Origin of the sequence: Baia soyae, from assembly GCF_004341445.1 — a bacterium.
Classification (GTDB): Bacteria; Bacillota; Bacilli; order Thermoactinomycetales; family Thermoactinomycetaceae; genus Baia; species Baia soyae.
The window spans coordinates 1-25,636 of the sequence record NZ_SLXV01000023.1; the positions used below are offsets into that span (position 1 = coordinate 1).

Annotated in this window: 23 protein-coding genes; 18 read left to right on the top strand and 5 right to left on the bottom strand. The window is 42.7% G+C overall.

Features of this window, described 5'->3' with window-relative positions; all coding sequences use genetic code 11:
* Positions 1-72: 72 nt before the first annotated feature.
* On the bottom strand, positions 73-576 hold the full coding sequence (locus tag EDD57_RS08440; RefSeq protein WP_165873726.1) for a helix-turn-helix domain-containing protein: 504 nt from the start codon (positions 574-576) through the stop codon (positions 73-75).
* A gap of 265 nt (positions 577-841) precedes the next feature.
* On the opposite strand from EDD57_RS08440, the gene EDD57_RS08445 reads away from it, so the two are divergent.
* The 7 genes from EDD57_RS08445 to EDD57_RS08470 all read left to right on the top strand — a co-directional run bounded on the left by EDD57_RS08445 (position 842) and on the right by EDD57_RS08470 (position 6,025).
* Positions 842-1,153: a hypothetical protein gene (locus EDD57_RS08445; protein WP_131849023.1), complete on the top strand. Its 312-nt coding sequence runs from the start codon at positions 842-844 to the stop codon at positions 1,151-1,153.
* 8 nt (positions 1,154-1,161) lie between these two features.
* The gene (locus EDD57_RS14390) at positions 1,162-1,314 is read left to right on the top strand and encodes a hypothetical protein (RefSeq protein ID WP_165873727.1); all 153 of its coding nucleotides are present in this window, start codon (positions 1,162-1,164) and stop codon (positions 1,312-1,314) included.
* 77 nt (positions 1,315-1,391) lie between these two features.
* Positions 1,392-1,757 (top strand): peptidoglycan-binding domain-containing protein, encoded by a 366-nt coding sequence (locus tag EDD57_RS08450; protein ID WP_243649498.1) that lies wholly within the window; start codon positions 1,392-1,394, stop codon positions 1,755-1,757.
* A 172-nt stretch (positions 1,758-1,929) separates the two neighbouring features.
* Positions 1,930-2,451, top strand: a complete 522-nt coding sequence (locus EDD57_RS08455; protein ID WP_131849024.1) for a DUF4367 domain-containing protein — start codon at positions 1,930-1,932, stop codon at positions 2,449-2,451.
* A gap of 146 nt (positions 2,452-2,597) precedes the next feature.
* Entirely contained in the window at positions 2,598-2,786 is a 189-nt protein-coding gene (locus EDD57_RS08460; RefSeq protein ID WP_131849025.1) for a hypothetical protein, read from the top strand.
* Positions 2,787-3,372: 586 nt separating this feature from the next.
* A complete protein-coding gene (locus EDD57_RS08465; protein ID WP_131849026.1) occupies positions 3,373-4,563 on the top strand; it encodes a multidrug effflux MFS transporter in 1,191 nt (396 codons plus the stop codon).
* Positions 4,564-5,230: 667 nt separating this feature from the next.
* Entirely contained in the window at positions 5,231-6,025 is a 795-nt protein-coding gene (locus tag EDD57_RS08470) for a tRNA-specific adenosine deaminase (RefSeq protein ID WP_131849027.1), read from the top strand.
* 130 nt (positions 6,026-6,155) lie between these two features.
* Here EDD57_RS08470 and EDD57_RS08475 read toward each other — a convergent pair whose 3' ends face one another.
* The 3 genes from EDD57_RS08475 to EDD57_RS08485 form a co-directional block, all read right to left on the bottom strand.
* Entirely contained in the window at positions 6,156-6,332 is a 177-nt protein-coding gene (locus tag EDD57_RS08475) for a YbdD/YjiX family protein (protein WP_131849028.1), read from the bottom strand.
* Between the two features lie 6 nt (positions 6,333-6,338).
* Positions 6,339-8,408, bottom strand: a complete 2,070-nt coding sequence (locus EDD57_RS08480) for a carbon starvation CstA family protein (RefSeq protein ID WP_131849029.1) — start codon at positions 8,406-8,408, stop codon at positions 6,339-6,341.
* A gap of 119 nt (positions 8,409-8,527) precedes the next feature.
* Positions 8,528-9,733 carry a cytochrome P450 gene (locus EDD57_RS08485; RefSeq protein WP_131849030.1) on the bottom strand — a complete coding sequence of 402 codons (1,206 nt, stop codon included), beginning with the start codon at positions 9,731-9,733 and terminating at the stop codon, positions 8,528-8,530.
* Between the two features lie 269 nt (positions 9,734-10,002).
* On the opposite strand from EDD57_RS08485, the gene gatC reads away from it, so the two are divergent.
* From gatC to rlmD, 5 genes are all read left to right on the top strand, one after another.
* Positions 10,003-10,293, top strand: coding sequence for an Asp-tRNA(Asn)/Glu-tRNA(Gln) amidotransferase subunit GatC (gene gatC / locus EDD57_RS08490; protein ID WP_131849031.1), 291 nt, complete (start codon positions 10,003-10,005; stop codon positions 10,291-10,293).
* A 12-nt stretch (positions 10,294-10,305) separates the two neighbouring features.
* Positions 10,306-11,772, top strand: coding sequence for an Asp-tRNA(Asn)/Glu-tRNA(Gln) amidotransferase subunit GatA (gene gatA / locus EDD57_RS08495; protein ID WP_131849032.1), 1,467 nt, complete (start codon positions 10,306-10,308; stop codon positions 11,770-11,772).
* The gene (gatB, locus tag EDD57_RS08500; protein ID WP_131849033.1) at positions 11,769-13,199 is read left to right on the top strand and encodes an Asp-tRNA(Asn)/Glu-tRNA(Gln) amidotransferase subunit GatB; all 1,431 of its coding nucleotides are present in this window, start codon (positions 11,769-11,771) and stop codon (positions 13,197-13,199) included. The genes gatA and gatB overlap by 4 nt, the downstream gene beginning before the upstream one ends.
* A 78-nt stretch (positions 13,200-13,277) precedes the next feature.
* Positions 13,278-13,574: a hypothetical protein gene (locus EDD57_RS08505; protein ID WP_131849034.1), complete on the top strand. Its 297-nt coding sequence runs from the start codon at positions 13,278-13,280 to the stop codon at positions 13,572-13,574.
* Between the two features lie 35 nt (positions 13,575-13,609).
* Positions 13,610-14,983, top strand: coding sequence for a 23S rRNA (uracil(1939)-C(5))-methyltransferase RlmD (rlmD, locus tag EDD57_RS08510; RefSeq protein WP_131849035.1), 1,374 nt, complete (start codon positions 13,610-13,612; stop codon positions 14,981-14,983).
* Positions 14,984-15,557: 574 nt separating this feature from the next.
* Here the strand turns inward: rlmD and EDD57_RS08515 are convergent.
* Positions 15,558-18,248 carry a phosphoenolpyruvate synthase gene (locus EDD57_RS08515; RefSeq protein WP_131849036.1) on the bottom strand — a complete coding sequence of 897 codons (2,691 nt, stop codon included), beginning with the start codon at positions 18,246-18,248 and terminating at the stop codon, positions 15,558-15,560.
* Positions 18,249-18,706: 458 nt separating this feature from the next.
* On the opposite strand from EDD57_RS08515, the gene EDD57_RS08520 reads away from it, so the two are divergent.
* From EDD57_RS08520 to ligA, 6 genes are all read left to right on the top strand, one after another.
* Positions 18,707-19,294: an N-acetylmuramoyl-L-alanine amidase family protein gene (locus tag EDD57_RS08520; protein WP_165873728.1), complete on the top strand. Its 588-nt coding sequence runs from the start codon at positions 18,707-18,709 to the stop codon at positions 19,292-19,294.
* A 124-nt stretch (positions 19,295-19,418) separates the two neighbouring features.
* A complete protein-coding gene (locus tag EDD57_RS08525; RefSeq protein WP_131849038.1) occupies positions 19,419-19,850 on the top strand; it encodes a peptidylprolyl isomerase in 432 nt (143 codons plus the stop codon).
* Positions 19,851-20,216: 366 nt separating this feature from the next.
* A complete protein-coding gene (locus EDD57_RS08530; RefSeq protein WP_131849039.1) occupies positions 20,217-20,531 on the top strand; it encodes a YerC/YecD family TrpR-related protein in 315 nt (104 codons plus the stop codon).
* A gap of 93 nt (positions 20,532-20,624) precedes the next feature.
* Entirely contained in the window at positions 20,625-21,326 is a 702-nt protein-coding gene (gene pcrB, locus EDD57_RS08535) for a heptaprenylglyceryl phosphate synthase (protein WP_131849052.1), read from the top strand.
* Positions 21,327-21,373: 47 nt separating this feature from the next.
* Positions 21,374-23,581, top strand: a complete 2,208-nt coding sequence (pcrA, locus tag EDD57_RS08540; RefSeq protein WP_131849040.1) for a DNA helicase PcrA — start codon at positions 21,374-21,376, stop codon at positions 23,579-23,581.
* A 17-nt stretch (positions 23,582-23,598) separates the two neighbouring features.
* Positions 23,599-25,608 (top strand): NAD-dependent DNA ligase LigA, encoded by a 2,010-nt coding sequence (gene ligA, locus EDD57_RS08545; RefSeq protein WP_131849041.1) that lies wholly within the window; start codon positions 23,599-23,601, stop codon positions 25,606-25,608.
* The last annotated feature ends 28 nt before the right edge of the window (positions 25,609-25,636 follow it).

Genomic DNA, 25,636 nt, shown 5'->3' on the forward strand with positions numbered 1-25,636 from the left:
AGATAAAACTAAAGGGCATGAGTCCGGTTCAATACCGAACACATACCCTGCAGATTGCTTAAAACTTCGTGTCTAACTTTTTGGGTTCACTTCAAATTGGCGAACAGTCTTTTCTGCCAAGGCATAGAACTCCAAAGCATCATGCCATTTCTGTTTTTTCTCTGCATGTCTACCCCGTAAGTAATGGAAGGTAGGAGTTAATACATCTTTGTTGCTCTCGCTACCCATCTTCCGAGTTTCCTCTAATCTTCGTAGTTCTTCGAGACCGAGATCAGCATCGCCGATACTAATCTCATGTTCAATTTCCATGAGAAGTAACTGTATGTCCAATTCGTCATCAGGTGCTTGCTGTATATACTGATCTAGCTGATTCCAGTCTAACTCTAATGATTCGCATAATACTTGTAGCCGATCTCGGTTGGCTTGGAAGGCGCCGCGTTCGACTTTAGATATAAATGACTGATGTAGATTGGTTTCTAGGGCGAGGTCTAGTTGTGTAATTTCCCTCTGTTCTCTCGCTTTGCGGAATACTTCACCCAGTTCCGACGGTACAAAGAAACGATCGATTGTTTTCATAGGCTCACCTCTAAAAAATATTTTCAGACCAGAAAACCGCATTTCTTGTCCATATTCACGTAGTCAGTTGCAAGATGGCTAGATTTATTTTTATTTTTCCGAATATGTGTGACGATTTGGTTTTTATCCAAGATAAGAGGACAAAATATTCATTTATATTTCTAAATATACAGATTTGTCCGAAGGTGTGCAATGTGGAAGAATATGATTGTGAGTAGAGAAGAGATACATTTTCATTTCTTATTACGTAAGGGGAGTGTAGTGCATGTTACAGATGAGTATTTCAGGGCAATCGCCAGAGATTCAAGCGTTCGTTAGCTATCTAAAGGAACAGGCATTATTTGACGTGCAACAGCAGGAAATGGTACAGGAAGCGGTTGATTCGACAGATACGGAGATTATTAAGCTGGATGTCACGACGAACCTCTTAAAGCCGACTGTCCGTAAGATGGTCATCGTCAAACTGACGACTGTTCAAGGGAAGGAATTTGATATTGCCCTCCTAGACAGCATGTCCTTTAAGTCGGGAGATCTGACGATTGTTCGAGGAAAAAACTATGACATCTTCGCTGGATGAACTGCCCCATGAGTAAACCAGAAGAATGGCAGATGCTCAGGGCCTATGGCATCGTAACCGAAGATCGCAAGCTATGTTTGAACCGAATCGTGGTCTATCGGGAAGATGGGACTGTGGAGATGGCGATGATGGTAGATGAGGATGAGTGTGATGAAGGATAGATGGGTCCATTTTCTGTTTCGCTAAGAGATAGGCCAGAAATTATTTGGAGAATGGAAAGGAATAGGAGACGAGGAGAATGAAAAGTAGAGTAAAGCGTTTAGTACCCATTCTATTTATGGTTTTAATCGTTATGGCGCCAATTACCGCATTTGCTCACCCAATGCAAGATGTATGGTCTAAAAATGACTATGTTGGATCAGGATATTTATCCTCTGGAGGTTATGTACAGGCGGTACAGCGTATGTTACTTGAAACTCCATGGGGATACAGCGGTGTTGATGGACGCTATGGGAAGAATACAAAAAAAGGGATTATGGAGTTTCAGGAAAACCGAAAGATGAAAGCGGATGGAATTGTAGGGAGCGATACATGGGCAAGATTCCAGGCCTATCGGTCATATGTAGGAGCAAAGGGCTCTGCTCATCTATATCAATTTATTTAACGTACAGGACAATTCCCCAGCGATGTATCGTCGTGATGCATGTTACGGCTGGTTCGTTGATATTGAGACAACCAACAAGGCGTTTGAATATTGGAAGGTTGATCATGGATTTGAAAGGCAACATTTCATTTGTATGTAAGTCTGATTCTAGATAATTAGGAGGGGAATTTCGATGAAAAAAAGTTTGAGTTTGATTGCGATTAGTACAGCGTTCGTAATTGCTCTGGGAATTGTACTCTATCAGGTCGGATTTGCAAAAGCGAAGGATTCTACGCAGAAGCAAATGACTGCTTCTAAAGAAACAAATGAAAGGACAGTAGTGGATCAAGCTACCTATGAGGTGAAGGAGCCAACCTTTATCCCACGAGGATTAAATGCCGTGCCAGAGCAAGTTAGTAAAGTGGGGCAATTGTCCAGTGATAGTCTATATATTACAAGACAAGCGTGGGTTGATCCAACGAACGAAAGACGAAATTTACTTGTTCTACAATCAAATGATGATGGCTCTAAAAAACCAGAGAGTGATCTTAGTGAGGGAAAGAGGGTAACTCTCGCTGGTGTTGATGCTTGGATTATACTGATGGATGATCTTACAAAGATCATGCTCTGGAAAGATGGGAAGTATTACTTGATTCGTGGTGAAAATATCCCTGAATCCGAGCTGATTAAGGTAACGGAATCCATGTTTAACTAACGAAAACGCAGAATGGATACTGGTAGTTAGAGATAACTATTTAGTACCATTCTGTTTTTCTACAGTGTCATTGGGCTTTAAAGGCTTTCATTTTGGCGGATCTTTTGGTAAGAAAAGTGGAAGTGACTTGATTTCCGTGAGATGGGGTGTTTCCTAATGGACCTGTTAAAGCATTTATCTATGTAACACTGCCAGTCGGCGAGATTCAGGCGGTAATTGACTTTGAGATGCCTATTACCGATCCGAGTGAGTTAGTAGGACAAGATGGTATTGGAATTCAGGAATTCCAGGTTCAACGTAATCCCACCTCAGTCTTTCATTTTGTGATGTTTTGATTTCTCTTCTAGCCCTCTCTTCGTGGATGTCCGATACTCGTGATTCTTTTTGTTTTTCGATGTCGTTGAGGGCTCGGTCGATAGTTCTCTCTAAATAATCCGGATGATCAAATAGTTTTGAATCCACACCATGTTTACGTATAAAAGCGATTAACAAATCTGCTGTTTCTTGGCCTGTCCAGCTATTCCAGATAGCCATATTTGCTATCGCTAAAAGTACCCCCTAAATATCGACCTTCATATTTGATAAGCACCCTTTTTCTCTAACCTAGTATGATTGGATGTTTTTATGGAAAAACATGATATAGAGCCATATATTAGCTGTGGTTATGTGCGGTATAATAAAGAACGCTATTCTTTTCAATATACAACATGGGAGGATGGCTCTTTCTGAATGGAAAAACCTAACAGGGAGAAAACCTTGTATTGAATACGTACTAAAAAGATAGTATGATTTATTACGGATTTTTAGTTGGAAGGAAGTGAATCCATGAGTGATTTAGAAAAAATTAAACTCATGAAACCACCATTTCCCAAGCTACGATGTTTTTCTTTCAAACCTATAATTATCTAGGAGAGGATTCTTTTGAAGAAAAACATCGAAAACAAAACACCTAGCTTATTATTACTGATTATATTAGTAGGCTTTCCGCAAATTAGTGAAACCATTTTTAGTCCATCATTACCTTCTATCGCAGAAGCATTTGGAACTTCTATGAGTGATGCACAGCTTGTTATGAGTGTATATTTTATCGCTTTTGCCTTAGGGGTATTTTTCTTTGGGCGTTTATCCGATAAAGTCGGTCGTCGCAAGGCAATGCTTTATGGGCTACTTTTATATTTTGTTGGTAATATACTTTGTTTAGTAGCAAATGAAATGGCGGTTTTATTAGTAGCACGCTTTATTCAAGCGTTTGGTGCTAGTGTTGGCTCTGTCGTGACACAAACGATTTTACGCGAAAGCTTTTCTGGCGTTGAGCGCCATAAATTGTTCGCTCAAATTTCAGCTGCCCTTGCCTTTACACCTGCCATTGGTCCGTTAATCGGTGGCTTTACCGATTATTATTTGGGCTTGAAAGTCGTATTTTTGGTGTTAGTCGTTATGGGTATTATTGTATTTTGCCATGCATTTTTACGTTTACCTGAAACAGCGCTTGCTATAACCGAAATCAAGCCTCTACTACCAATAGTAAAGCGCATGATCACAGATGTTCGTCTATGGCGCTATGGCTTATTAATTGGTGGTATTAACGGTGTATTATTTAGCTACTATGCCGAAGCACCGTTTATTTTTACGAAATACTTTACACTAACAAGTGCGATGTATGGTTTTTTAGGCATTATCGTTGCGTTTGCTTCTATTGCAGGTGCGATGTTATCTAAGCGACTCGTTAGTAACACAAAACCTGAGAAGATTATCGTACGCGGGTTGGCTATTATGCTTATCGGTACATTGCTCGCTACATCGGTACATTTTTTACCGATTTCATTACAAATGCTATTCATGATTGGTAGTGTGTTTATTATTCTATTTGGTACAGGTACTGCTTTGCCAAACTGTTTAAGCTTAGCTCTCATTGACTTTCAAGACGTCATTGGTTCTGCAAGTGCGATATTTAGCTTAGGTTATTATTTATTCGTCAGCGCTATAATCTATGGTATGAGCGTTTTCCATAATGGAACAATCCTTGCAATGCCACTATATTTTTTGGCACTAGGAATGGTTATGTTGCTAGTAAGCTTACCCTTACTTTATAAAAAAGAGGCGATGATTTAGTTCGCTATATGATGTGTAAGCCAAGTCGAAAAAAACTAAACTTACATCTATTATGTAAGAATCCGTTTTGATCAATCTTTTTTCAAAACGGATTCTTTTTATTTGCCTCAGAATGGGTTTTTGCTAGAGATATAACCAGAAAACGCATCCAAATCCCCTTGAGATTTCTCAATCATACGAACCACTACAAGAAAGAACAGCCGGAAAATATAGTATCCCACTACCACACCAACAAATTTGAACAAGAGATTGACCTGATAGGAGATACTGAATTGACTCCATACGAAATGGGACTGTGTTGATTGATGGCCAGACTGAGTCTGAAAAAATTCCAATATGTATGGGGAATAATGTGTACTTCATCACATCCATTACATACACATAAAAAACGGCGAAGCATACTAGATAACTCCAGGGTTGTTTCCGCTTCGGATTAGTAGCTCCTATAAAAAATGAGAGAACCACATGGAATCTCTCAATCTCAAATGTTTGGATGGATATACTTGTTTGAGTATTTAAATTCATCGAATACACAAGTAGATTAACTCTTTAAATGGATAAAGTATCCTTTGACATAGCCAATTCTTTATGTAAAATTAAGAAGAAGGAATGTATATAGAGTGCATTTCTAAAAAGATTCATTATTTCTGAAAAATGAGGTGTTCCTATGATAAATAAAGAAAAGGGAATAGAACTTCTAAAAAGAGCAAATGATTCGGCTATTCAAAATATACAAGAAAATGGTGGGCCATTTGGTGCAGTTGCAGTTGATCAAACTGGACAGAACCAAATAGTAGGATGTAATCGTGTGACAGATCATCTAGATCCGACTGCACATGCAGAAGTGCAAGCGATTCGAAACCATGAAGAGGTGTATGGAGAAGGATCTCTACAAAATGGTGAGATCTTTACCTCGTGCTACCCATGCCCGATGTGTAATGCTTTTATGGAGGAAAAAGGAATTAGCAGATCCACTTATTCTAGCAATAAGAAAGATGCAGATGACGCTGGATTTGCTGATGATTTCCTCTATGTACAACAAGCCCTTCTAGAAGAAGACAAAGAGCCATCTGTTCCAGTTGTGCTATTGCCTGATGATCTTCGTGCAACGCTCACTCCTGATCATTTCTATCTTCTGGATGAGACGCATAGCATCATCGCATCCTGTGAAAGCGATCGTCTTTTTAATGCAATCCCTAAATTAACGAAACAGATCAACACGTTTGAAACGCCTAACTGTTTTCTCGTTTCTTCTAAAGAACTAAAAATCCTCGATTATATGGCATCATGCTGGATGGGGATCGAAAAAATTTATGTTCTCCAACAAGAGCATTTAAAAATAGAAAAGAATGCACAAAAAGTAGAACATGTTTACATCAATGTAGAAAATGAAGGTGGACCTTTCCAAGCATGGGCAAAGGCTAGCGATCGTAAAGATTATGGATTAAAACCCAATGCTTAAAACGACAAGAATGACCCAAGATAAGATTTATTGAATGTCTAAGGAATTGAAAGGGCTTACAAACTCTTTCGGAAATGGCACATCGTTAAAAAAACCAAGCATCCTTCTAAAGGGACGCTTGGTTTTTTCATCAACAACAACGCCGAATACTCCCCCCTCCATACTTCTTGTCTGTTGCTTGTCTGTGAAACTCCTTTTCACTCAAAGGCTCTTGGTTGGGATGATGCTTGGCTAAGTGTTCGAGATAGCGTTTGTAGCTAGGAACTCCTGCGATGTCATGGAGAAAGTTGCAAAGCTTAGACCACATGCTTGTTTACCCCCTTATGGAATGAGCATTTGAAACGTAGGGAGATTCACGAAGTGGGAGTTGCTTGTTGGTAAACAGGATGTTATACCAAACTTTGAACGCATCAAGGATGATAATAGCAACTAGTAGCATAAATAGACCTGTGACCCATGCATCGATTTGGTTGTTTAGGATGATTTGTTTCATCTGATCGACGGATTTAGCGGGTGCGAGAAGCTGGCCGGCATCGAGTGCGGCTTGATACTTGTCAGCGGCGGCGAGGAAGCCGATTTTTGGACTCGGATCAAATAGCTTGGCATATGCTGCGGTCATGGTAGCCATCGTTAGAAATCCGAAAGGAATCAATGTCACCCACGTATAGACGGCTTTGCCCATCTTAAAGAGGATGGTAGTTCCTACAACTAGTGCGATGACAGCAAGCATCTGGTTGGCGATTCCAAAGAGAGGCCACAGTGTGTTAATGCCACCAAGGGGATCGATTACGCCTTGGTAGAGGAAATAGCCCCAACCCGCTACGATGAGCGCACTCGCGAGGATATTGGCCGGGAGGTAGTCGGTTCGCTTCCATTTGGGAACAAAGTTGCCGATTAAATCTTGCAAGACAAAACGCCCCACTCTGGTGCCCGCGTCAATCGTGGTTAGGATGAAGACGGCTTCAAATAAGATGGCAAAATGATACCAAAATGCCATCATCGCTTTGCCACCTAACACACTTGAAAAAATATGAGCCATACCGATTGCAAGTGTAGGTGCTCCACCTGTTCGAGAGAGGATGCTATTTTCTCCGATATCTTTTGCGGTGGTCGTTAACTCCTCAGGCGTAATGGTAAATCCAAAGTTAGAGACAGCAGTGGCGGCACTATTTACATCCACCCCGATTACAGCGGCCGGGCTATTGATCGCGAAGTAGATGCCTGGAGTTAGGAGGCAGGCGGCGATTAGTGCCATGATGGCGACAAATGATTCGGTAATCATCCCACCGTACCCAATCGCCTGAGCATGTGATTCGCGGGCGATCATCTTAGGAGTGGTTCCGGAAGAGACGAGGGAATGAAATCCAGAGATGGCCCCGCAAGCGATGGTGATAAAGACAAAGGGAAATAGATTTCCTGCGAACACAGGGCCTGTCCCGTCGATAAATTTCGTTAGTGCTGGCATCTGAAGCTCAGGTGCGACCCAGATAATCCCCAGTGCTAAAGCGAAGATGGTGCCGATTTTGAGAAAGGTGCTTAAGTAGTCTCGTGGTGCTAGTAATAGCCATACCGGGATGACGGAGGCGATAAAGCCATAGATGATCAAAAACCAAGCGATCGTTTCTCCTTTTAGGGTAAACAAAGGAGCGAGTGTGGGATGGACGGATACATATTGTCCGAGTACCAGCGAAAGAAGCAGTAGCCCAAATCCAATGAGTGAGGATTCTAATACTTTACCAGGACGTACGAAACGCATATAAACCCCCATGAAGAGAGCGATGGGGATGGTCATCGCGATCGTAAACATGCCCCAAGGTGAATCTGCAAGCGCTTTCACAACTACAAGTGCGAGTACTGCAAGCAGGATAATCATGATACTCAGTACGGCAATCAGAGCTGTAAAACCGCCAACGGGCCCGATTTCTTCCCGCGCAATCTCACCAAGTGATTTTCCATTACGACGCATCGAACCGAATAGGATGATGAAGTCTTGCACAGCTCCTCCTAATACGACTCCGACGATGATCCATAGAGTTCCTGGTAGATAGCCCATCTGTGCGGCTAGGATAGGTCCGACTAAAGGACCTGCTCCAGCAATAGCGGCAAAATGATGCCCAAAGAGAACCCACTTATTCGTAGGAACAAAGTCTTTGCCGTCGTTATGAATTTCGGCAGGGGTCTTTCGATTATCGTCTAATTGAAAGACTTTCCTAGCAAGAAAGCGACTATAAAATCGATAGGCCACAGCGTAGGTACAAACGGCCGCTGTTAACAGCCAAATGGAGTTTACTTTTTCCCCGCTATAAAGTGCAATCATGGCAAATCCTGCTGCACCCAGCATGGAAATGAACATCCAGATTAAAAAAGATCCGATTCGTTTCATTTGGTTCATCCTTCCTATGTGATAAAAGGTAACTATTCACACAGAGAATAATTACCTTTACACTGATATATTCATTTCTTCTACTTGTTTTTCCTATCTAAGATTCGTAATATATCTTCCTAGATTATGCTAATCGGAAAACTCTTAAGTGATATCGAATCCGTTAAATGATCGGTCACCTTAAATTCCTCATGTAAACGAATATCGCTAAACCGATTGATAAAGGAAGTTAGCGCAAATGTTGCTTCTAAGCGAACCAGTGGTGCGCCTAGACAAAAATGAGAACTAATTCCAAAAGAAAGATGATTATGATTATTAGCGCGATGAATATTGAAATTTTCGGCGTGATCAAATTTGGATGCATCTCGATTCGCTGAGGAGACCCACGCCACTATCATTTGGTCCTGTTTCATCTCATGTCCAAAAACGGTTGTATCTTGAGCAATTCTTCGATCGATCGCAATCGGAAAGCGGAATCGTAACACTTCTTCAATGAGTTTAGGGACTAATGTAACATCTGTACGTAACTCCTGATAAATCCCCGGTTGATCCACTAACATGGAGTAAAAGATATTCGAGATCAACATGGTTGTCGTTTCATTCCCTGCGGCTAATAATCCGAGACTCGAATTCACTACTTCTATATCAGTTAATCTCTCGCCATCTAACTCTGCTCTGATTAAATCAGAGATGATATCGTCTTCTGGGTGTTTCCGCTTCTCTAGCACAATAGGGTACAAATATTCTTGGAACTCCTTGATTGCTTGGGCTTTTTGCTGAGCAATCTCATCATATGATCCCATCGCATAAGGGAGGAAGAGAATATTTGACCAAGCTCTAAACAACTCCCGGTCTTTAGCTGGGGCACCCAGTAGGTCTGCGATGACTACGATCGGAAGCGGGGCAGCTAATGTATCGACAATATCTACGTTTGTAAGGCCTGCCATATCGTCCACTAATGCATCTGCAATCGATTCAATTCGAGGCTTCCATTCATCCAGGCTACGAGGAGTAAAGGCTTTAGCGAGTAAAGCTCGTCTCTTTCGGTGCTCTGGGGGATCACAAAAATTAACGTTTGTTCGAGAGTCGTCTCGAGGGAAGGGAATGGAGCTTCTCCCTTTTTTATTGGAGAATAGTTGGTGGTCAGAGAGAACCTGTTTTACATGATCATATAAAAACACATTCCAAACATCTTGTTGCTCATCGTAAAAAATAGGATTTTCTTCTCTCATCTGCTTAAACCAAGTAAACGGGTCCCATGCTTCTTCTCTAGACGTAAACTTTGTTATCTCTCGTAAAAGGATGGTTTCATTCTTGTTACTCACAAAATCAGCTCCTTATCGATTTAGTTTGCCTGGCTAATTAATAGCATAAGTGATGAAAAAAACAATGTCAACAGAGTAATATCGATGGGTGTGTTTTATCTCGTATTAGGCTTATAAGGAATCTAGCAAGGATTTGGCGATGTTTGTTTTAATCCTTGTATCCATGTCATTCACTCATTTCGGAATGCATGTGCTATACTGTGTGATATGAGAATTGGCTAGAATAGTACTAGCATTGATATTGTGATTTGTACGGAGGTGAATGGGATTTGGCTATAACTAAAGCAGAGGTAGAGCACGTTGCTGACTTGGCACGTCTCACACTCACAGAAGAAGAAAAAGTACAATTTACGGATCAGTTGAATCGCATTTTGCAGATGGCTGATAAGTTAAGTGAATTAGATACAACTGGAATTGAACCGACGAGTCATGTGTTGCCGATGGCGAATGTGATGAGGGAAGATGAGGTTCGTCCTTCGCTTCCACTGGAGAAAGTTCTACTTAATGCGCCGGATCAAAAAGATGGTTTGATTCGGGTGCCAGCAGTATTTGAGGGTTAGGGGAGAAGAGATATGTCGCTATTACGTGAATCGTTACAAGGGATTCATAGCCGTCTAGCGAAAAAGGAGATTACTTCAGTTGACCTCGTTCAGGAGTCATTGAAGCGGATTCAAGAAGTAGACGGAGATGTTCGCGCCTTTTTGTTGGTTGATGAAGAGGGGGCTTTGAAGCGAGCAAAAGAGTTAGATGAAAAATATAGCAAAGAAGGTACGCGAGGGCTTTTGGCCAGCTTACCTGTTGGAGTAAAAGATAATATTTGTACAGAAGGCTTAACGACTACTTGCGGGAGTCAGTTACTAGCCAACTATCAACCTGTTTACAATGCAACGGTAGTAGAGAAGTTACATAATGCGGATGCAATTACCATAGGAAAAATGAATATGGATGAGTTTGCGATGGGCTCTTCCAATGAAAACTCGAGCTTTTCTCCTGTACATAATCCATGGGATTTGAGTACAGTACCAGGTGGCTCGAGCGGTGGTTCTGCTGCTGCTGTGGCGGCTGGTGAAGTGTATTTTGCACTTGGCTCGGATACAGGTGGTTCGATTCGTCAACCAGCAGCTTTTACGGGTACCGTTGGCTTGAAGCCTACCTATGGTTTGATTTCTCGTTATGGACTCGTTGCGTTTGCTTCTTCGCTAGATCAGATTGGACCGCTTACGAAGAATGTGGAAGACTCGGCCTATGTGTTACAAGCGATTGCGGGACATGACCGTAACGATTCGACTTCGGCCAATGTGGAAGTTCCAGATTATCTGTCTGCTTTGACAGGTGATGTAAAGGGACTACGAGTAGGGGTTCCAAAGGAAATGATGGGCGAGGGCATTGACCCAGAAGTGAAGGCTCTCGTGCAAAAATCATTGGCTACATTGGAGAGTATGGGATCTACGATCGAAGAGGTATCCTTGCCTCATTCGGAATATGCGGTAGCTACTTATTACTTGATTGCGCCAGCGGAAGCATCTTCTAACTTGGCCCGATTTGATGGAGTTCGTTATGGGGTTCGGAGATATGGCGAAAACCTGATTGATCTGTATCATGAAACACGTAGTAAAGGGTTTGGACCTGAAGTGAAACGTCGGATCATGCTTGGGACGTATGCGCTCAGCTCTGGTTACTACGATGCGTACTATAAAAAAGCACAACAAGTTCGTACTCTAATCGCTCAAGACTTCGAGCAATTATTTGCGAAATATGATGTGATTATTGGACCTACGACTCCAACGACAGCCTTTAAGCTGAATGAGAGAATCGATGATCCGATGACGATGTATGCGAATGATATGTGTACTATTCCAGCTAACTTGGCGGGTCTTCCGGGGATCAGTGTGCCTTGTGGATTATCAAACGGTCTCCCTGTGGGACTGCAAATTATTGGGAAGCCATTTGCTGAAGCAACTCTGTTGCGTGTCGCACATGCTTTTGAGCAAGCAACGGATCGGCTGCCTGAGCCAAAGTTAGGAGGGAGCCGCGCATGAGTAAGTATGAAACAGTAGTAGGTTTAGAAGTACACGTTGAACTTCATACCAAAAGTAAGATTTTTTGCGGATGCTCTACAACTTTTGGTGCAGAGCCGAATACACAGACATGTCCGATTTGTCTAGGTCATCCAGGAGTTCTTCCTGTTTTAAATCGAGAAGCGGTAAACTTCGCGATTAAGGCTGCGATGGCACTAAATTGTGAGATTGCGACCCACTCGAAATTTGATCGTAAAAACTATTTTTATCCGGACTGTCCAAAGGCATATCAAATTTCCCAGTTTGATCAACCGATCGGGGAAAATGGTTGGCTGGAGATTGAAGTAGACGGTGTCAAAAAACGGATCGGGATTACACGTCTTCACTTGGAAGAGGATGCAGGAAAGCTTACTCATGACGATGATGCAACGCTAGTCGATTTTAACCGTGTAGGGATGCCACTCGTTGAGATCGTTTCGGAGCCAGATCTTCGTTCTCCAGCTGAGGCGAAAGCATATTTAGAAAAGCTGAAATCGATTATTCAGTATACAGGTGTATCGGATGTGAAGTTGGAAGAGGGATCTCTTCGTTGTGATGCGAATATCAGCTTACGTCCGTACGGGCAAGAGAAATTTGGTACGAGAACAGAGCTGAAGAACCTAAACTCTTTCCGTAACATTGAGCGTTCTCTTCAATATGAAGAGGATCGTCAAGCTAAGGCTCTAGATGCGGGTGAGAAGATTACCCAACAAACCCTTCGTTGGAATGAAGAGACCAATGAAGTGAAAGTGATGCGTAGTAAGGAACAAGCGCATGACTATCGATACTTCCCAGAGCCAGATCTCGTGAGTCTGGTGATTAGTGATGAGTGGAAGGAAGAGATTCGTAGCTCGATTCCAGAGCTTCCCGATTCTCGAAAAGCTCGCTATATCAAGGACTGGGGGCTTTCTAACTACGATGCTGACCAGTTGACCGTTACGCGTAATGTAGCGGATTACTTTGAACAGACTGTACAAGCTGGATCTGAAGCGAAAATGGCGGCGAACTGGATTACAGGGGATTTGATGGGTTATCTAAACAGCCATAACTTAGAGATTCATCAGTCGAACGTAACGCCTACGTTGCTTGCTGGGATGATCGACTTACTGCAAAAGGGAACGATTAGCAGTAAGATCGCGAAAACGGTCTTCAAAGAGATGATTGAGACAGGGAAAGAAGCGACTAAGATCGTGGAAGAAAAAGGGTTGGTGCAGATTAGTGATGAAGGAGCGATTCGCTCTGAAGTCGTGAAGGTAATCCAAGCAAATCCACAATCCATCGATGATTTTAAAAATGGAAAAGATCGTGCGTTAGGTTTCTTAGTCGGGCAAGTGATGAAGGCGACTAAAGGAAAAGCGAATCCACAGATGGTAAATGAAATGATTCGAGAAGAATTGAGCAAGCTATAAGTGAGTCTTTGTAAGAGAGGCTCGTCCCATTTCCGGGACGGGCTCCTTTTTCTATCTATCGGCTAAGGGTGATATGTCTTGTATTTACTGTATGTAGTAATCGGTATCTATTGTTTAGTAAATGGGATGTATAACTTATTTTCTGGTCAAGCATCCCTAGCTGTTCATTATTTGTTATTTGTGTTACTTTGCCACGTAATTGTATGTGAGCTTTCAAAGAAGCCATTTGAACGAAATATTTATTTATTAACGACTGTTTTGTTGGTAGTGGATGGGATTTACCAATTCTTTATCCAGAGAAATATCTTCGCAGGAATTATAAGCCTTTTCTTTGGCTTCTCGTTATGGCAATCCCACCAACGTTTAAAGAGATAAGTCCTTTCAGTTGAGGAGAAACAAGGAGAGTTTGCATGAAGCGAAAGCCACCCGTCCAAGTAGGACAAGTGATCGAAGTAGAGATTCATGGACAAGGTCATAATGGATCTGGTGTCGGGAGATACAATGGATTTACGGTATTCATCTCATTAGTAGTACCTGGGGAGAAAGTACTGGCAAAGGTAACATTGGTCAAGAAAAATTATGCTCAAGCAGATCTACTGGAAGTGATAGAAGCACATGAAAATCGCATGGAGCCAAAGTGCCCGATTTATCAAGAATGCGGAGGGTGTCAATCCCAGCATTTAAGCTACCCCGAGCAATTGCGTTTAAAGGAGCAACAAGTCCGTGATCAGTTTGAGCGGATTGGTGGTTTTCATGATCTAGCGATTCATCCGATTTTAGGAATGGATGAGCCTTGGATCTATCGGAATAAAGCGCAGGTTCCTTTTGGACAGAATCCACAAGGGGAAGTCATAGCGGGTTTCTATGCCAACCAATCACATGAAATTATTGATTTAGAATCTTGTTCTATTCAGAATCCAGATAACGATGCAGTGATCCGCTTTGTGAAGCAGGTAGTACGAGAGCTATCGATTCCGGTCTATCATGAGAAGACCCATACAGGGATTCTCCGGCATCTGATGGTGCGGATTGGTGTACATACAAATGAGATCATGGTCGTCCTCGTTACGAATGGTAAAAAACTACCTCATAAAGAGATACTGGTTTCCAAGATTCGAGAAGCATTTCCTCAGTGTCAATCGATCGTGCAAAATGTGAATGATCGCTCGACTAATGTGATTTTAGGAAGAGAGAATATTCTACTGTGGGGAAGAGAAGTTATCTACGATACGATTGGTGAAGTGAAATTTGCCATCTCGCCTCATTCCTTCTTCCAAGTGAATCCAATTCAAACCGAAGTTCTCTACGACCAAGTTCGGAAATTCGCGGCTCTTACGGGTGAAGAAACGGTTGTAGATGCGTATTGTGGAATTGGCACGATTGCGATGTATGTGGCGGATCAAGCGAAGCAAGTGTACGGAGTGGAGATTGTGCCAGAGGCGATTGCGGATGCGCAGGAGAATGCAAAGCGTAACCAAATGTCGCATGTTCATTTTGAGGTTGGAGCTGCTGAAAAGGTAATGCCGAAGTGGCTGAATCGTGGAATTCGCCCCGAAGTCGTGATTGTGGATCCACCTCGAAAAGGCTGTGATCCGGAGCTTTTGGACGCAGTTGTCGGGATGAAGCCTGAGCGAGTTGTCTATGTATCCTGCAATCCGGCGACTCTTGCGCGGGATGCGAAGTATTTGGCTGAGTTAGGGTATGAGACGGTGGAGGTTCAACCGGTGGATATGTTTCCACAGACGGGTCATGTGGAGTGTGTGGCGTGGATGAAGCGGGGTTAATTTGATGTGGGAAAATAAAAATACTAAGTGCTGTCTATTGGATAAATCAGAATTGGGAGTGTCTATTTGACCACTGCTCAATACCGATCCAGTAGGGAAGTAGAACTGTCCGCTTCGCTATCTCCGCAGGGGCAGGTGCAAAACTCGCAAAGAGCGCTCAGACATGTTGCACCCAAAAGCGCCCCATGCTACGGATAGCTACGCTAAGTAGGATCGCTAACATCGCAGAGGTCAAATAGACACTCCCTCTCTCTAATCTAACTTTCGACTATCAGCACTACTTTTTACATTTGGAAAAGGGAGTAGAGCTGTCTGTTTCACCGATCCTCACTGCCTGTCTCTTCCTCCGTATATGCTTGATTCTGCTTACATGAATGGCTTCCGTTCACTCACACACCATGTCGGTTTATTAACTAGCAATTGGAAGTAGGATGAGGGGCAATGTATCTGTCCACTGCGCTAAGCAGGCTCACTATTGAGTTGTGGACAGATACATGCCCCGGGACTACTCTAATCTAGCTAATCAACTAATCCCCATCAATCAATAGGCTTACTTGACTCAATAATCTAATAATCAAGCATCAGCCACAACTTCCTCTCCGACATCCCGCAAAATCTCTACAAACCCATTCGTACCATCCACCCGAATATACTGCCCATCCTTCAACCTTGTTGTTGCATTCTCTACACTGACAACTGCCGGAATCCCATACTCCCTTGCCACAACGGACCCATGTGTCATTAAGCCACCTATTTCGGTTATCAGCGCCTTTGCTGATTGGAAGAGAGGAGTCCAACCCGGATCTGTGTAAGGTGCAACGAGGATTTCTCCTTTGTTTAACTGCCCTTCTTCTAAACTACGGACGACTTTTACATAACCTTCTATAACCCCAGCTGATACAGGGATCCCGATTAAAGCACCAGGCGGAGCATGTTCGTTGCTTTGTTCAGGTGTGAAAATCTCTCCATCGCTTGTGATGATATGGGGAGTCGTAAAGTTTTGATACCTAGACTCATGCTCTTTTCGCGACTGGATAAGCTCTTTGGCACCCGGTAAACGATTTTCTAGTAGAGCGATGATTTCGTCTAGAGATAGATAAAAGATGTCTTCGATTTGATCAAGATGATTCTGCCCACATAAAGTAGAGGATTCTCCTATAATCGCTCTCCTAAAAAGGTCGAAATATTGGATCATGATGTACTTAGGTAATTCACGGACGCCTACAGTATTTCGAAAGATGTGAATCAGTCTGGATGCTTTTTTTGCTTTTCGCGATCCACCAGGAAGTGCGTGCAATCGTACTAATAAACGGTGGATTGCTTCGTTTGCTTCTTGTTCCCCGCGTTTAAATCTCTCCCAGTGTTCTCCTGGAGCATTAGTCTGGATATGGCCTAGGATAGCTGGAATCAAAATCATCGGAGCTTCTCGATAACGGGTTCGCGTTATATCGATCTCACCGGGTCCTCTCATTCCATAGATCTCCATGAATTGGATCCATGATTTTAGAAATACATCCCCACCTGCGACATCGTATAATCCCACGTAAAAAGTAGTGCTGTCAGACGTTTTTAAATATTCCATCACTTCAGGGAGGTTTCTTACTACATCGGCTAAGTCACCAACCATTAAGCCCATTTCACTTGTTATATTACCCGGTGGCGATTTATGGATAGCGGGATCTAACTTTTCATGTAACCATTTTTCTACTTTCTTTTCTAGGATACCTAGGGTTATAAAGCCCGCATATGTGTAGGTAAGAGCATTTCCAAAGCATTTTGGAGCAAAGAAGGTGCATAGTAATTTTTGAATATATCGAATGCGTTCAACCCCAGGTCGGCGTGCTATTTCTTCTTTATAACTGTTTAGTACAGCTTGATAGCTGGATTTGGCCCGTTCTTGGATTAAGTCAGGATTCTCAAAATAGATCACTTTGAGCGAGCGTGGGATCATTTTTGTAAAGAATCCGATCATAGATTTATAGGTTTGGAACGCTTTTCGTAACGTACTTCCTTTTGGGGAGCGTTTTTCTATTTCTCCATCTAAGATCGCTTTTTTGAGCGCCGAGAGACTTGCATCCATCGTTTTATTCTTGAGAATTTTTTGGCGAGCACGTTTGATGTAGAGAAATTCGGAGATATCCATAAACAATCGACCGCCGGCATCGACCAATACTGCGCTTTCGGTACTTTTTGCTGTTTTTCCATAGGGAAACATCGTCTTCCAAACGGATCTACCAAGTGGTCTAATGTAATCGGTCATCATTTGGCCATGGCCGACTGAATAAAAAATCCGGTATTGTGGATCCCGAGGAGCTGGGACTGGAAATAAAGAAGTAATAGGACGGGCTTGAAGGATATAGATTTGCTCCCCGCACAGGCACCATTCGATATCTTGTTCAGAACCAAAGTGTTGCTCAATTTTACGCCCTATGTTTGCTAATTCTTTGATTTTTTCGTCCGAAAGGGCTTGTGTCTCTTGTAACTCCGGAGCTATTTCTCGGTACTCGGTTCCCCCTTCTTCTTGGGCAAAGCTTCCTTTTTCCTTCTTAGCAATTTGTTTGTGGATAATCTGATTGTTTCGGACTTTGTATAGATCAGGAGTTACCATTCCAGAGACAAATGCTTCTCCGAGTCCAAATCCAGCATCAATTGATGTCGTTTGTCGATGTCCTGTAATGGGATCAGCGGTAAAGAGAATGCCTGAAACATCTGGGAATACCATCTTTTGTACGACGACTGACAGGAAGACAGAGCAATGATCGAAGCCGTTTTTAGATCGGTATATGATTGCTCTATCCGTAAAGAGAGAAGCCCAACATTTCTTCACGGAATCGAGCAATTGATCTCGTCCTTTTACATGAAGGTAAGTGTCTTGTTGTCCTGCAAAGGAAGCAGTGGGTAGATCCTCCGCTGTTGCACTGGAGCGAACAGCATAAGAATCAGTTGCTCCAAGATGTTCCCATGTATGGATGATTTCAGATTCAACGATGTCATCCATTGGCAGAGTGAGAATATGTTCGCGAATCATCTCGGAAATGAGTTGAATTCCATCGAGTTGTTCTGGGTTGACTTGATTCAGCATCTCAAATAAATCATTCATTCGATCACTTGAGGATAAAGTTTGTTGATAAGCGTCTACCGTAATGCAAAAACCAGGAGGGACTGAAAAGCCAGCTTGTGTTAATTCGCCAAGATTGGCCCCTTTTCCACCCACGATGGCTATGCTGTCCCGGTTTATTTGCTCAAAATAGGAAACATACTTCAAACGATCTCACCTCAATATTTAAAGAATATTTTTAATAAAATCCATCTTCTCTCTTTATTATATTGTCTCACGCACATAGAAAGACTTCCATAAGCAAAAGAGTTATCCAGATAAATGGATAACTCTTTCTTATGGAAGTGTAGTTTGTATTTCATTTTGCTTAAAAAATGAATAGGTGGCCGTTATTGATTATGATTCTCAATTTCATTATATGATGAATTGAGAAAGTGTCAATAGGGAAATGTAAATTGATCAATGTTTCAAAGTTTACTTGACCTTTTGACAATATCGTGTTATTTCTAGGGAAAAGCAATATGAAAGCGCTTATTTGTGTAGCGCGTATAGCTCCTAAAAAATAGAAATAAAATAGGTTTATCAAAAGGTTATAAAGAGAAAGAATGAGTGTAGATGTAATGAACACATTCGATTAGAACACGACATGTAGGTGGTGAATGGTAATGGGCGTCCTCATATGCTTGGACCCAGGTCATGGTGGGACAGACAGTGGGATGGTGGGTTCCATGTTTTTAGAGAAGGACGTATGCCTAGATTTAGCTCATCGTATTGAGAGAGAACTGCAGAAGTTTGAAGGGATCGATGTCACTCTTACTCGTAGGTATGATGTTGACTTGACGAATAATGAGAGGGCTGGTTGGGCTAACCAAAGGAAGGCTGATTTATTTGTAAGCCTGCATACGCATGGGATGTTAGATCGAGATCAAAGTGGATTTAGTACGTATGTAAGTGTGGTTGCAGGGTCAAAAGTTCGTAGAGTACAGTGCTATTTGCATAATCAAGTGACTCGTTTTTTGCGTAAATTTGGAATATGCGATTTAGGAAAGCGAAATGATACGGAATCAAAAGGTGGACAGATTATTGAATTGCGTAGTGCGGATATGCCAGCGATTACGTTAGCGCTCTCTTCTTTACCAAAGGGGCAAACTTATGAACTATTTAGTGATTTATCTTTTCGAGATCAGTATGCTAAATGTATTGCATGCGGTTTGGCAAGTATTTATGAATGTCAGACCAAGGATTCGATTTAAGGGACTTATTCTTTTGCACCGATTCCCTCCTGTTTTCCTATGGAGAGTGGATAGGTGCTTTTTTAGTGCGAGATTGGCTATTTATGGTACTATAGAATAGAAAGACGAAAGGAGAGGAAGAAGAATGAAAACAGGTTATGTATTGTTAGAGGATGGTAGCAAAATGGAGCTGGAGTTCTATGACGAAGCAGCTCCAAATACAGTAGCTAACTTTGAAAAGTTGGCAAACGAAGGCTTTTATGATGGGCTCAATTTCCACCGTGTGATTAAGGGTTTTGTTTCTCAAGGAGGCTGTCCACAAGGAACAGGTGTTGGCTCAGCTGGCTATCAAATCAAATGCGAAACCACAGGAAATCCACATAAACATGTAGCAGGTTCCCTATCCATGGCTCACGCAGGAAAAGATACAGGCTCTTGTCAATTCTTTGTCGTTCATGATCCACAACCTCATCTAGACGGTGTACATACTGTGTTCGGCCAAGTTACCAGCGGACTCGAGCACGCACAAAACATGAAACAAGGCGCAGGCATTAAAGAAATTCGCGTACAAGGATAGTATTTTTTAGAGACAAAAGCTAAGGGCGAACATGCTCTTAGCTTTTATTTTTTGATTAAGAAGTTTTAACAAGAGATTAAGGTTAGAGGGAAAGGAGAGTCTGTTCGATTATTGCCCAATATTTGGCTTTAAAAGAGTCGATAGTAGAACCTATTATCATATTTCTAAATTGATCGCAACTATGTTAAGATAAAGTTGGAAATACTAACAGAGAAGATGGTTTTTGAAAATGGAACCAACACTACCTGGTTCTTTTTTTCATGGCGGTAAATTATATAGGAAAAAGGTATTTTTGTATTTCTGTTGAATTTATGCTTTGAAAAATAAAAGAAAAGATTGTTTCCTTCTACTCTGAGGAGGTTACCCATGCAGTTAAATAAGCTAAAACAAAGAGAACTTGAGCAATTATTCCATGCCGTTTTAAAACTAGAAACAATGGAAGAATGTTATCGCCTGTTTAATGACCTATGTACAGTTGGAGAAGTAAAATCAATCGCCCAACGTTTGGAAGTAGCGAGGATGTTGGAAGAAGGCTGTACGTATAACCAGATTGAGTCAGAGACAGGTGCGAGTACAGCTACGATCTCACGTGTGAAGCGCTGTCTCCATTATGGAACAGAAGGCTATCAGTTGGCGCTGGATCGTCTTCGTCAAGATGGCTTATTAAAGAATGAGGATTAACGAAATAGGTAAGGGGTCCCGCATTTTTTGGCGGGACTTTTCTTGTGATGGTATAATATGGGATAAGATGACGGCGGTGGTCATGAGATGTTAATAGAGCAGATGCAAACATGGCGTCATGTATTTAAACTAGATCCTAATCGTCCGATTGAAGAAGAGATGATTGTCCGTTTGCTCCAATCGGGTACGGATGGAATTATCGTGGGTGGAACGGATGGGATTACTTATCAAAATACCTATGAGTTAATGAGACGTGTCAAACAAACTTCACTCCCATGCGTACAAGAAATTTCAAATGCGAAAGCGGTGGTTCCTGGATTCGATGGATTTTGTATCCCGGTTGTGCTAAACACAAATGATACTGAATGGTTAATCGGAGCTCACCAAAAAACGATGAAAGAATTTGGTGAGTGGATTCCGTGGAATCAAGTAGCGGTAGAAGGATATGTCGTACTAAATCCCGAAGCAAAAGTAGCACAACTAACAGGGGCACAAACGTCGTTAACGCATGACGATATTTTGGCTTATGCGCAGATAGCGGAGCACCTATTTCGTCTTCCTTTTTTTTATCTCGAATATAGTGGAGTTTATGGGGATGCTCTAGTGGTACAAGCTACAGCAAATCATCTCAGGCATACGAAACTCATCTATGGAGGCGGGATTCGCTTCGAAAAGCAGGCGAGAGAAATGGCTCAATTTGCTGATATCGTAGTGGTGGGGAACCTCATTTATGATGATATAGAAATGGCGCTTCAAACGGTATCCTGGGTTAAGGAGACCAAACTGATTCGATAAGGGGAAGGGGGCAGCGTTTACTGATTCGTGGTAGGCGCGATCATTACATGCAATCATATACTTCATCTATACATACACTTTTAAACGGATTAAATCCTACACAGAGGCAAGCAGTGGAGACAACAGAGGGGCCTGTTCAATTAATCGCCGGAGCAGGAAGTGGGAAGACGAGAGTCCTCACTCATCGTGTGGCCTATCTTTTAGCCGAAAAAAGCATTCATCCATGGAATATCCTAGCGATTACCTTTACCAACAAAGCGGCACGGGAGATGAAAGAGCGAATTGGGAAGCTTGTAGGCTCGGCAGCGGAAGATATTTGGGTTTCTACTTTCCATTCGATGTGCGTGCGAATCCTGCGTAGAGATATCGACCGAATCGGATATTCAAGGAATTTTACGATTTTAGATACATCGGATCAGTTGACGGTTATTAAGCAGGTATTGAAAGAGGAAAACTTAGACCCGAAGAAATTTGAACCGAGAACCATTCTAAATAAGATTAGCTCTGCTAAAAACGCCCTACGCACGCCTGCGCAAATGCAACTTCATGCGTCTACTTTTTTGGACGAAGTTGCGGGACAAATCTATGAGAAGTATCAACATAAGCTTAAGACCAATGAGTCTCTCGATTTTGATGATTTATTGATGAAAGCGGTCGAGTTGCTTTCTACTGTTCCAGAAGTGAAAGAGTTTTATCAACGCAAATTTCAGTATATCCATGTGGATGAATACCAAGACACCAACCATGTACAGTATACATTGGTAAAGTTATTGGCCGAACATCACGAAAACGTGTGTGTAGTAGGGGATAGTGATCAGTCTATTTATCGCTTCCGAGGCGCAGATATCAGCAATATTTTGAACTTCGAACGCGATTATCCGCAAGCGACGATGATTAAGCTGGAGCAGAATTATCGGTCTACCCAAAAGATCTTAGAGGCGGCTAACGTTCTGATTGCGAATAACACAGAGCGCAAGCCTAAGAACCTGTGGACGGATAATGATGCAGGGAAACCGATTATCGTGATGGAATCCGGAAATGAACATGAAGAAGCTTATTATGTAGCGGAGCAAATCTTGCAAGGCCATCGCGAGGGGGTTCCATATCGGGATTTTGCGATTTTGTACCGGACTAACGCACAATCTCGTGTTCTAGAGGAAGTTATGCTGAAGGCGAATATTCCTTACCAAGTAGTAGGCGGAATTAAGTTCTACGAACGAAAGGAAATTAAGGATCTTTTAGCTTATCTACGTCTCGTTGTAAACCCTGATGACGATTTAAGCTTTACACGTGTAATTAACGTACCTAAAAGAGGAATTGGCGCGGCGACATTGGAGAAGATTGCTCAGTATGCTGCAACGCAAGGTTTGTCCTTATTCCGCTCGATTCTAGAAGCAGAGCAAATTGGACTTACGAAGCGAGTCATGACGACATTGTATGAGTTTACTTCCTTGATTCAACAAATGCATGCGATGATTGAGTATTTATCAGCAGTGGAATTGACGGAAGAAGTCCTACAACGATCGGGCTATCGTGAAGAGCTGAAACGAGAGAAAACGATTGAAGCGGCTAGCCGTCTAGAGAATATTGACGAGTTCGTTTCTGTGGCGCAGGAGTTTGAGAAACGGAGCGAGGATAAGTCGCTGATTACATTCTTAAGTGATTTAGCACTTGTTTCAGATGTGGATCAATTAGATGAAAATGGCATGTTAGATGAGAGTTCAAAAGGGGACCAAGTTGGAATGATGACCCTGCATAGTGCGAAGGGGTTAGAGTTCCCACATGTTTTCTTAGTTGGGATGGAGGAAGGTATTTTCCCGCATTCCCGCTCGCTGGATGATGAGTCTGAGATGCAGGAAGAGAGACGTCTTGCTTATGTAGGAATTACACGTGCAGAAAAAGAGCTACATCTCACATATGCTCGTGCTCGCTCTATCTATGGGCGTACCAGTATGAACCTGCCTTCTCGTTTTCTGAAGGAGCTTCCGTCCGAAATCTTAGAACGCATGGGTGCGGAGCGCGGAAGTACAACGACGCCGGTCCAACGTCGCTCGGTAGGAACTACTACTAGGATTGTTCAACCAGTTGGTAGCTGGGTTGTGGGTGATAAAGCGGAACATAGCAAGTGGGGAACGGGGACTGTGGTTCAAGTTTCGGGTGAGGGAGAAAATATGGAGCTGAATATTGCCTTCCCTACGCCAGTGGGTGTGAAGAAACTACTGGCCAAGTTTGCCCCGATTACCAAAGCAGAATAATCAGGAGGTCTGAACCGTTGACGATTCAAGAAGCGGGACAGCGTGTGGAGGAACTTCATCGTTTGCTCCATCGTTATAACTATGAATACCATGTGTTAGATCAACCAACGATTGCAGATACAGAGTATGATCAGTTGTTACGTGAATTAGTTGAGATCGAAAATCGTTTCCCAGAGCTATTAACTTCTGACTCCCCTTCTCAGCGAGTAGGGGGGACTCCACTTGCTCATTTTGAAAAAGTAGAGCATTTAAGTCCGATGCTAAGTCTAGGAAATGCATTTGATGAACAAGGGCTACGTGATTTCGATGAGCGGATTCGGAAAATGACTGGCGAAGGGAATGTTCGTTATGTTTGCGAATTAAAAATCGACGGTTTAGCGGTTTCCCTACGCTACGAGGACGGGCGTTTTGAACTAGGGGCCACTCGTGGAGATGGAGAAATCGGAGAAAATATCACCGGAAATCTGAAGACGATTCGTTCGATTCCCCTTCGTTTGACCGAGCCATTATCAATAGAGGTGCGCGGGGAAGCATACCTTCCTAAAAAAGAGTTTGCCCGGATTAATCAGCAAAAAGAGGAGCGCGGGGAGCCACTTTTTGCTAACCCTCGTAATGCGGCGGCTGGTTCGCTTCGGCAATTAGATCCGAAGCTGGCGGCGGAACGTGCGCTAGATATCTTTTTGTACGGAATGGGTGACCTATCTGGGCTTGGTATTCACACCCATACGGAGTCGCTCAACTTCTTAACCCATCTCGGATGTAAAGTAAATCCAGAGTTCCGTCGGGTAGATCATATCGATGGCGTGATTGAGTATATCGAGAATTGGCAGTCAAAACGTCCGGATCTCGGTTATGAAATCGATGGAATCGTGATTAAAGTGGACGATCTTGCGCTACGAGAAGAGTTAGGTTTTACTGCTAAAAGCCCCCGTTGGGCGATTGCCTACAAGTTTCCGGCTGAGGAATCTGTCACGGTCTTAGAGGGAATTGAGATTAATGTAGGACGTACAGGTGTGGTGACCCCGACTGCATTGCTAGCACCTGTAAGCTTAGCAGGAACCACTGTCAAACGGGCTTCTCTTCATAATGAGGATTTCATTCGCGAAAAAGGGGTAATGATTGGTGACCATGTCATCGTCAAAAAAGCAGGGGATATCATTCCAGAAGTAGTGACGGTTTTAACAGACAAACGGACTGGGAATGAACGCCCCTACGCGATGCCTACCCATTGCCCAGAGTGTCAAAGTGACCTTGTCCGATTAGAGGGGGAAGTGGCTCTCCGCTGTGTGAATCCGCAATGCCCGGCTCAGACTCGGGAAGGCATCATTCACTTTGTCTCCCGTGGCGCGATGAATATCGATGGCTTAGGGGATCGAGTGGTCACCCAGCTATTTGAAGCTGGTTTGATTCGAGGAGTAGCTGATTTATATAGTTTGACTCGCGAGCAGCTTCTCGCCTTAGAACGGATGGGGGAGAAATCGGTACAAAACTTGCTGGAAGCAATCGAGAAGAGTAAAAAGAATTCTCTAGAGAAGCTACTATTTGGCTTAGGGATCCGCTTTGTTGGGGCCAAAGGAGCGAAAATTTTAGCACAGCACTATTTGGATCTAGATGCCATCATGGTTGCGACAGAAGAAGAGCTAATTGAACTTGAAGAGATTGGAATGAAGATGGCAGGGAGCATTGTTGCCTATTTTGCCAATCCCGAAGTGCGTCAAACCATCGAACAGTTGCGCCAAGCAGGAGTGAACTTGAGCTATACAGGAGGAACAGTCCGTACAGCAGGAGTAGTGGAAAGTCCATTCAGCGGGAAAACAGTGGTCATTACAGGTACACTTGAAACGCTCTCCCGAAGTGAGGCAGGAGATTTACTCGAAACCCTGGGAGCGACTGTCACCGGAAGTGTTAGTAAAAAAACGGATTATGTTATTGCGGGTGAAAAAGCAGGTTCTAAATTGGATAAGGCAGAAAAACTTGGAATCAACATTTTAGATGAAGCTACTTTCTTATCTATGTCCATGAAATAAAACAGAAAACTACCAAAAATATTATTAA

Bases quoted from the DNA above. Each gene is read 5' to 3' on its own strand.
- EDD57_RS08445 (WP_131849023.1), top strand. From the start codon at position 842: ATGTTACAGATGAGTATTTCAGGGCAATCGCCAGAGATTCAAGCGTTC.
- pcrA (WP_131849040.1), top strand. From the start codon at position 21,374: ATGCAATCATATACTTCATCTATACATACACTTTTAAACGGATTAAAT.
- EDD57_RS08475 (WP_131849028.1), bottom strand. From the start codon at position 6,332: ATGTGGTCTAAGCTTTGCAACTTTCTCCATGACATCGCAGGAGTTCCT.
- EDD57_RS14390 (WP_165873727.1), top strand. From the start codon at position 1,162: ATGAGTAAACCAGAAGAATGGCAGATGCTCAGGGCCTATGGCATCGTA.
- EDD57_RS08440 (WP_165873726.1), bottom strand. From the start codon at position 576: ATGAAAACAATCGATCGTTTCTTTGTACCGTCGGAACTGGGTGAAGTA.
- EDD57_RS08480 (WP_131849029.1), bottom strand. From the start codon at position 8,408: ATGAAACGAATCGGATCTTTTTTAATCTGGATGTTCATTTCCATGCTG.
- EDD57_RS08525 (WP_131849038.1), top strand. From the start codon at position 19,419: ATGAAAACAGGTTATGTATTGTTAGAGGATGGTAGCAAAATGGAGCTG.
- gatB (WP_131849033.1), top strand. From the start codon at position 11,769: ATGAGTAAGTATGAAACAGTAGTAGGTTTAGAAGTACACGTTGAACTT.
- rlmD (WP_131849035.1), top strand. From the start codon at position 13,610: ATGAAGCGAAAGCCACCCGTCCAAGTAGGACAAGTGATCGAAGTAGAG.
- EDD57_RS08450 (WP_243649498.1), top strand. From the start codon at position 1,392: ATGAAAAGTAGAGTAAAGCGTTTAGTACCCATTCTATTTATGGTTTTA.
- EDD57_RS08470 (WP_131849027.1), top strand. From the start codon at position 5,231: ATGATAAATAAAGAAAAGGGAATAGAACTTCTAAAAAGAGCAAATGAT.
- EDD57_RS08520 (WP_165873728.1), top strand. From the start codon at position 18,707: ATGGGCGTCCTCATATGCTTGGACCCAGGTCATGGTGGGACAGACAGT.
- EDD57_RS08455 (WP_131849024.1), top strand. From the start codon at position 1,930: ATGAAAAAAAGTTTGAGTTTGATTGCGATTAGTACAGCGTTCGTAATT.
- EDD57_RS08530 (WP_131849039.1), top strand. From the start codon at position 20,217: ATGCAGTTAAATAAGCTAAAACAAAGAGAACTTGAGCAATTATTCCAT.
- gatA (WP_131849032.1), top strand. From the start codon at position 10,306: ATGTCGCTATTACGTGAATCGTTACAAGGGATTCATAGCCGTCTAGCG.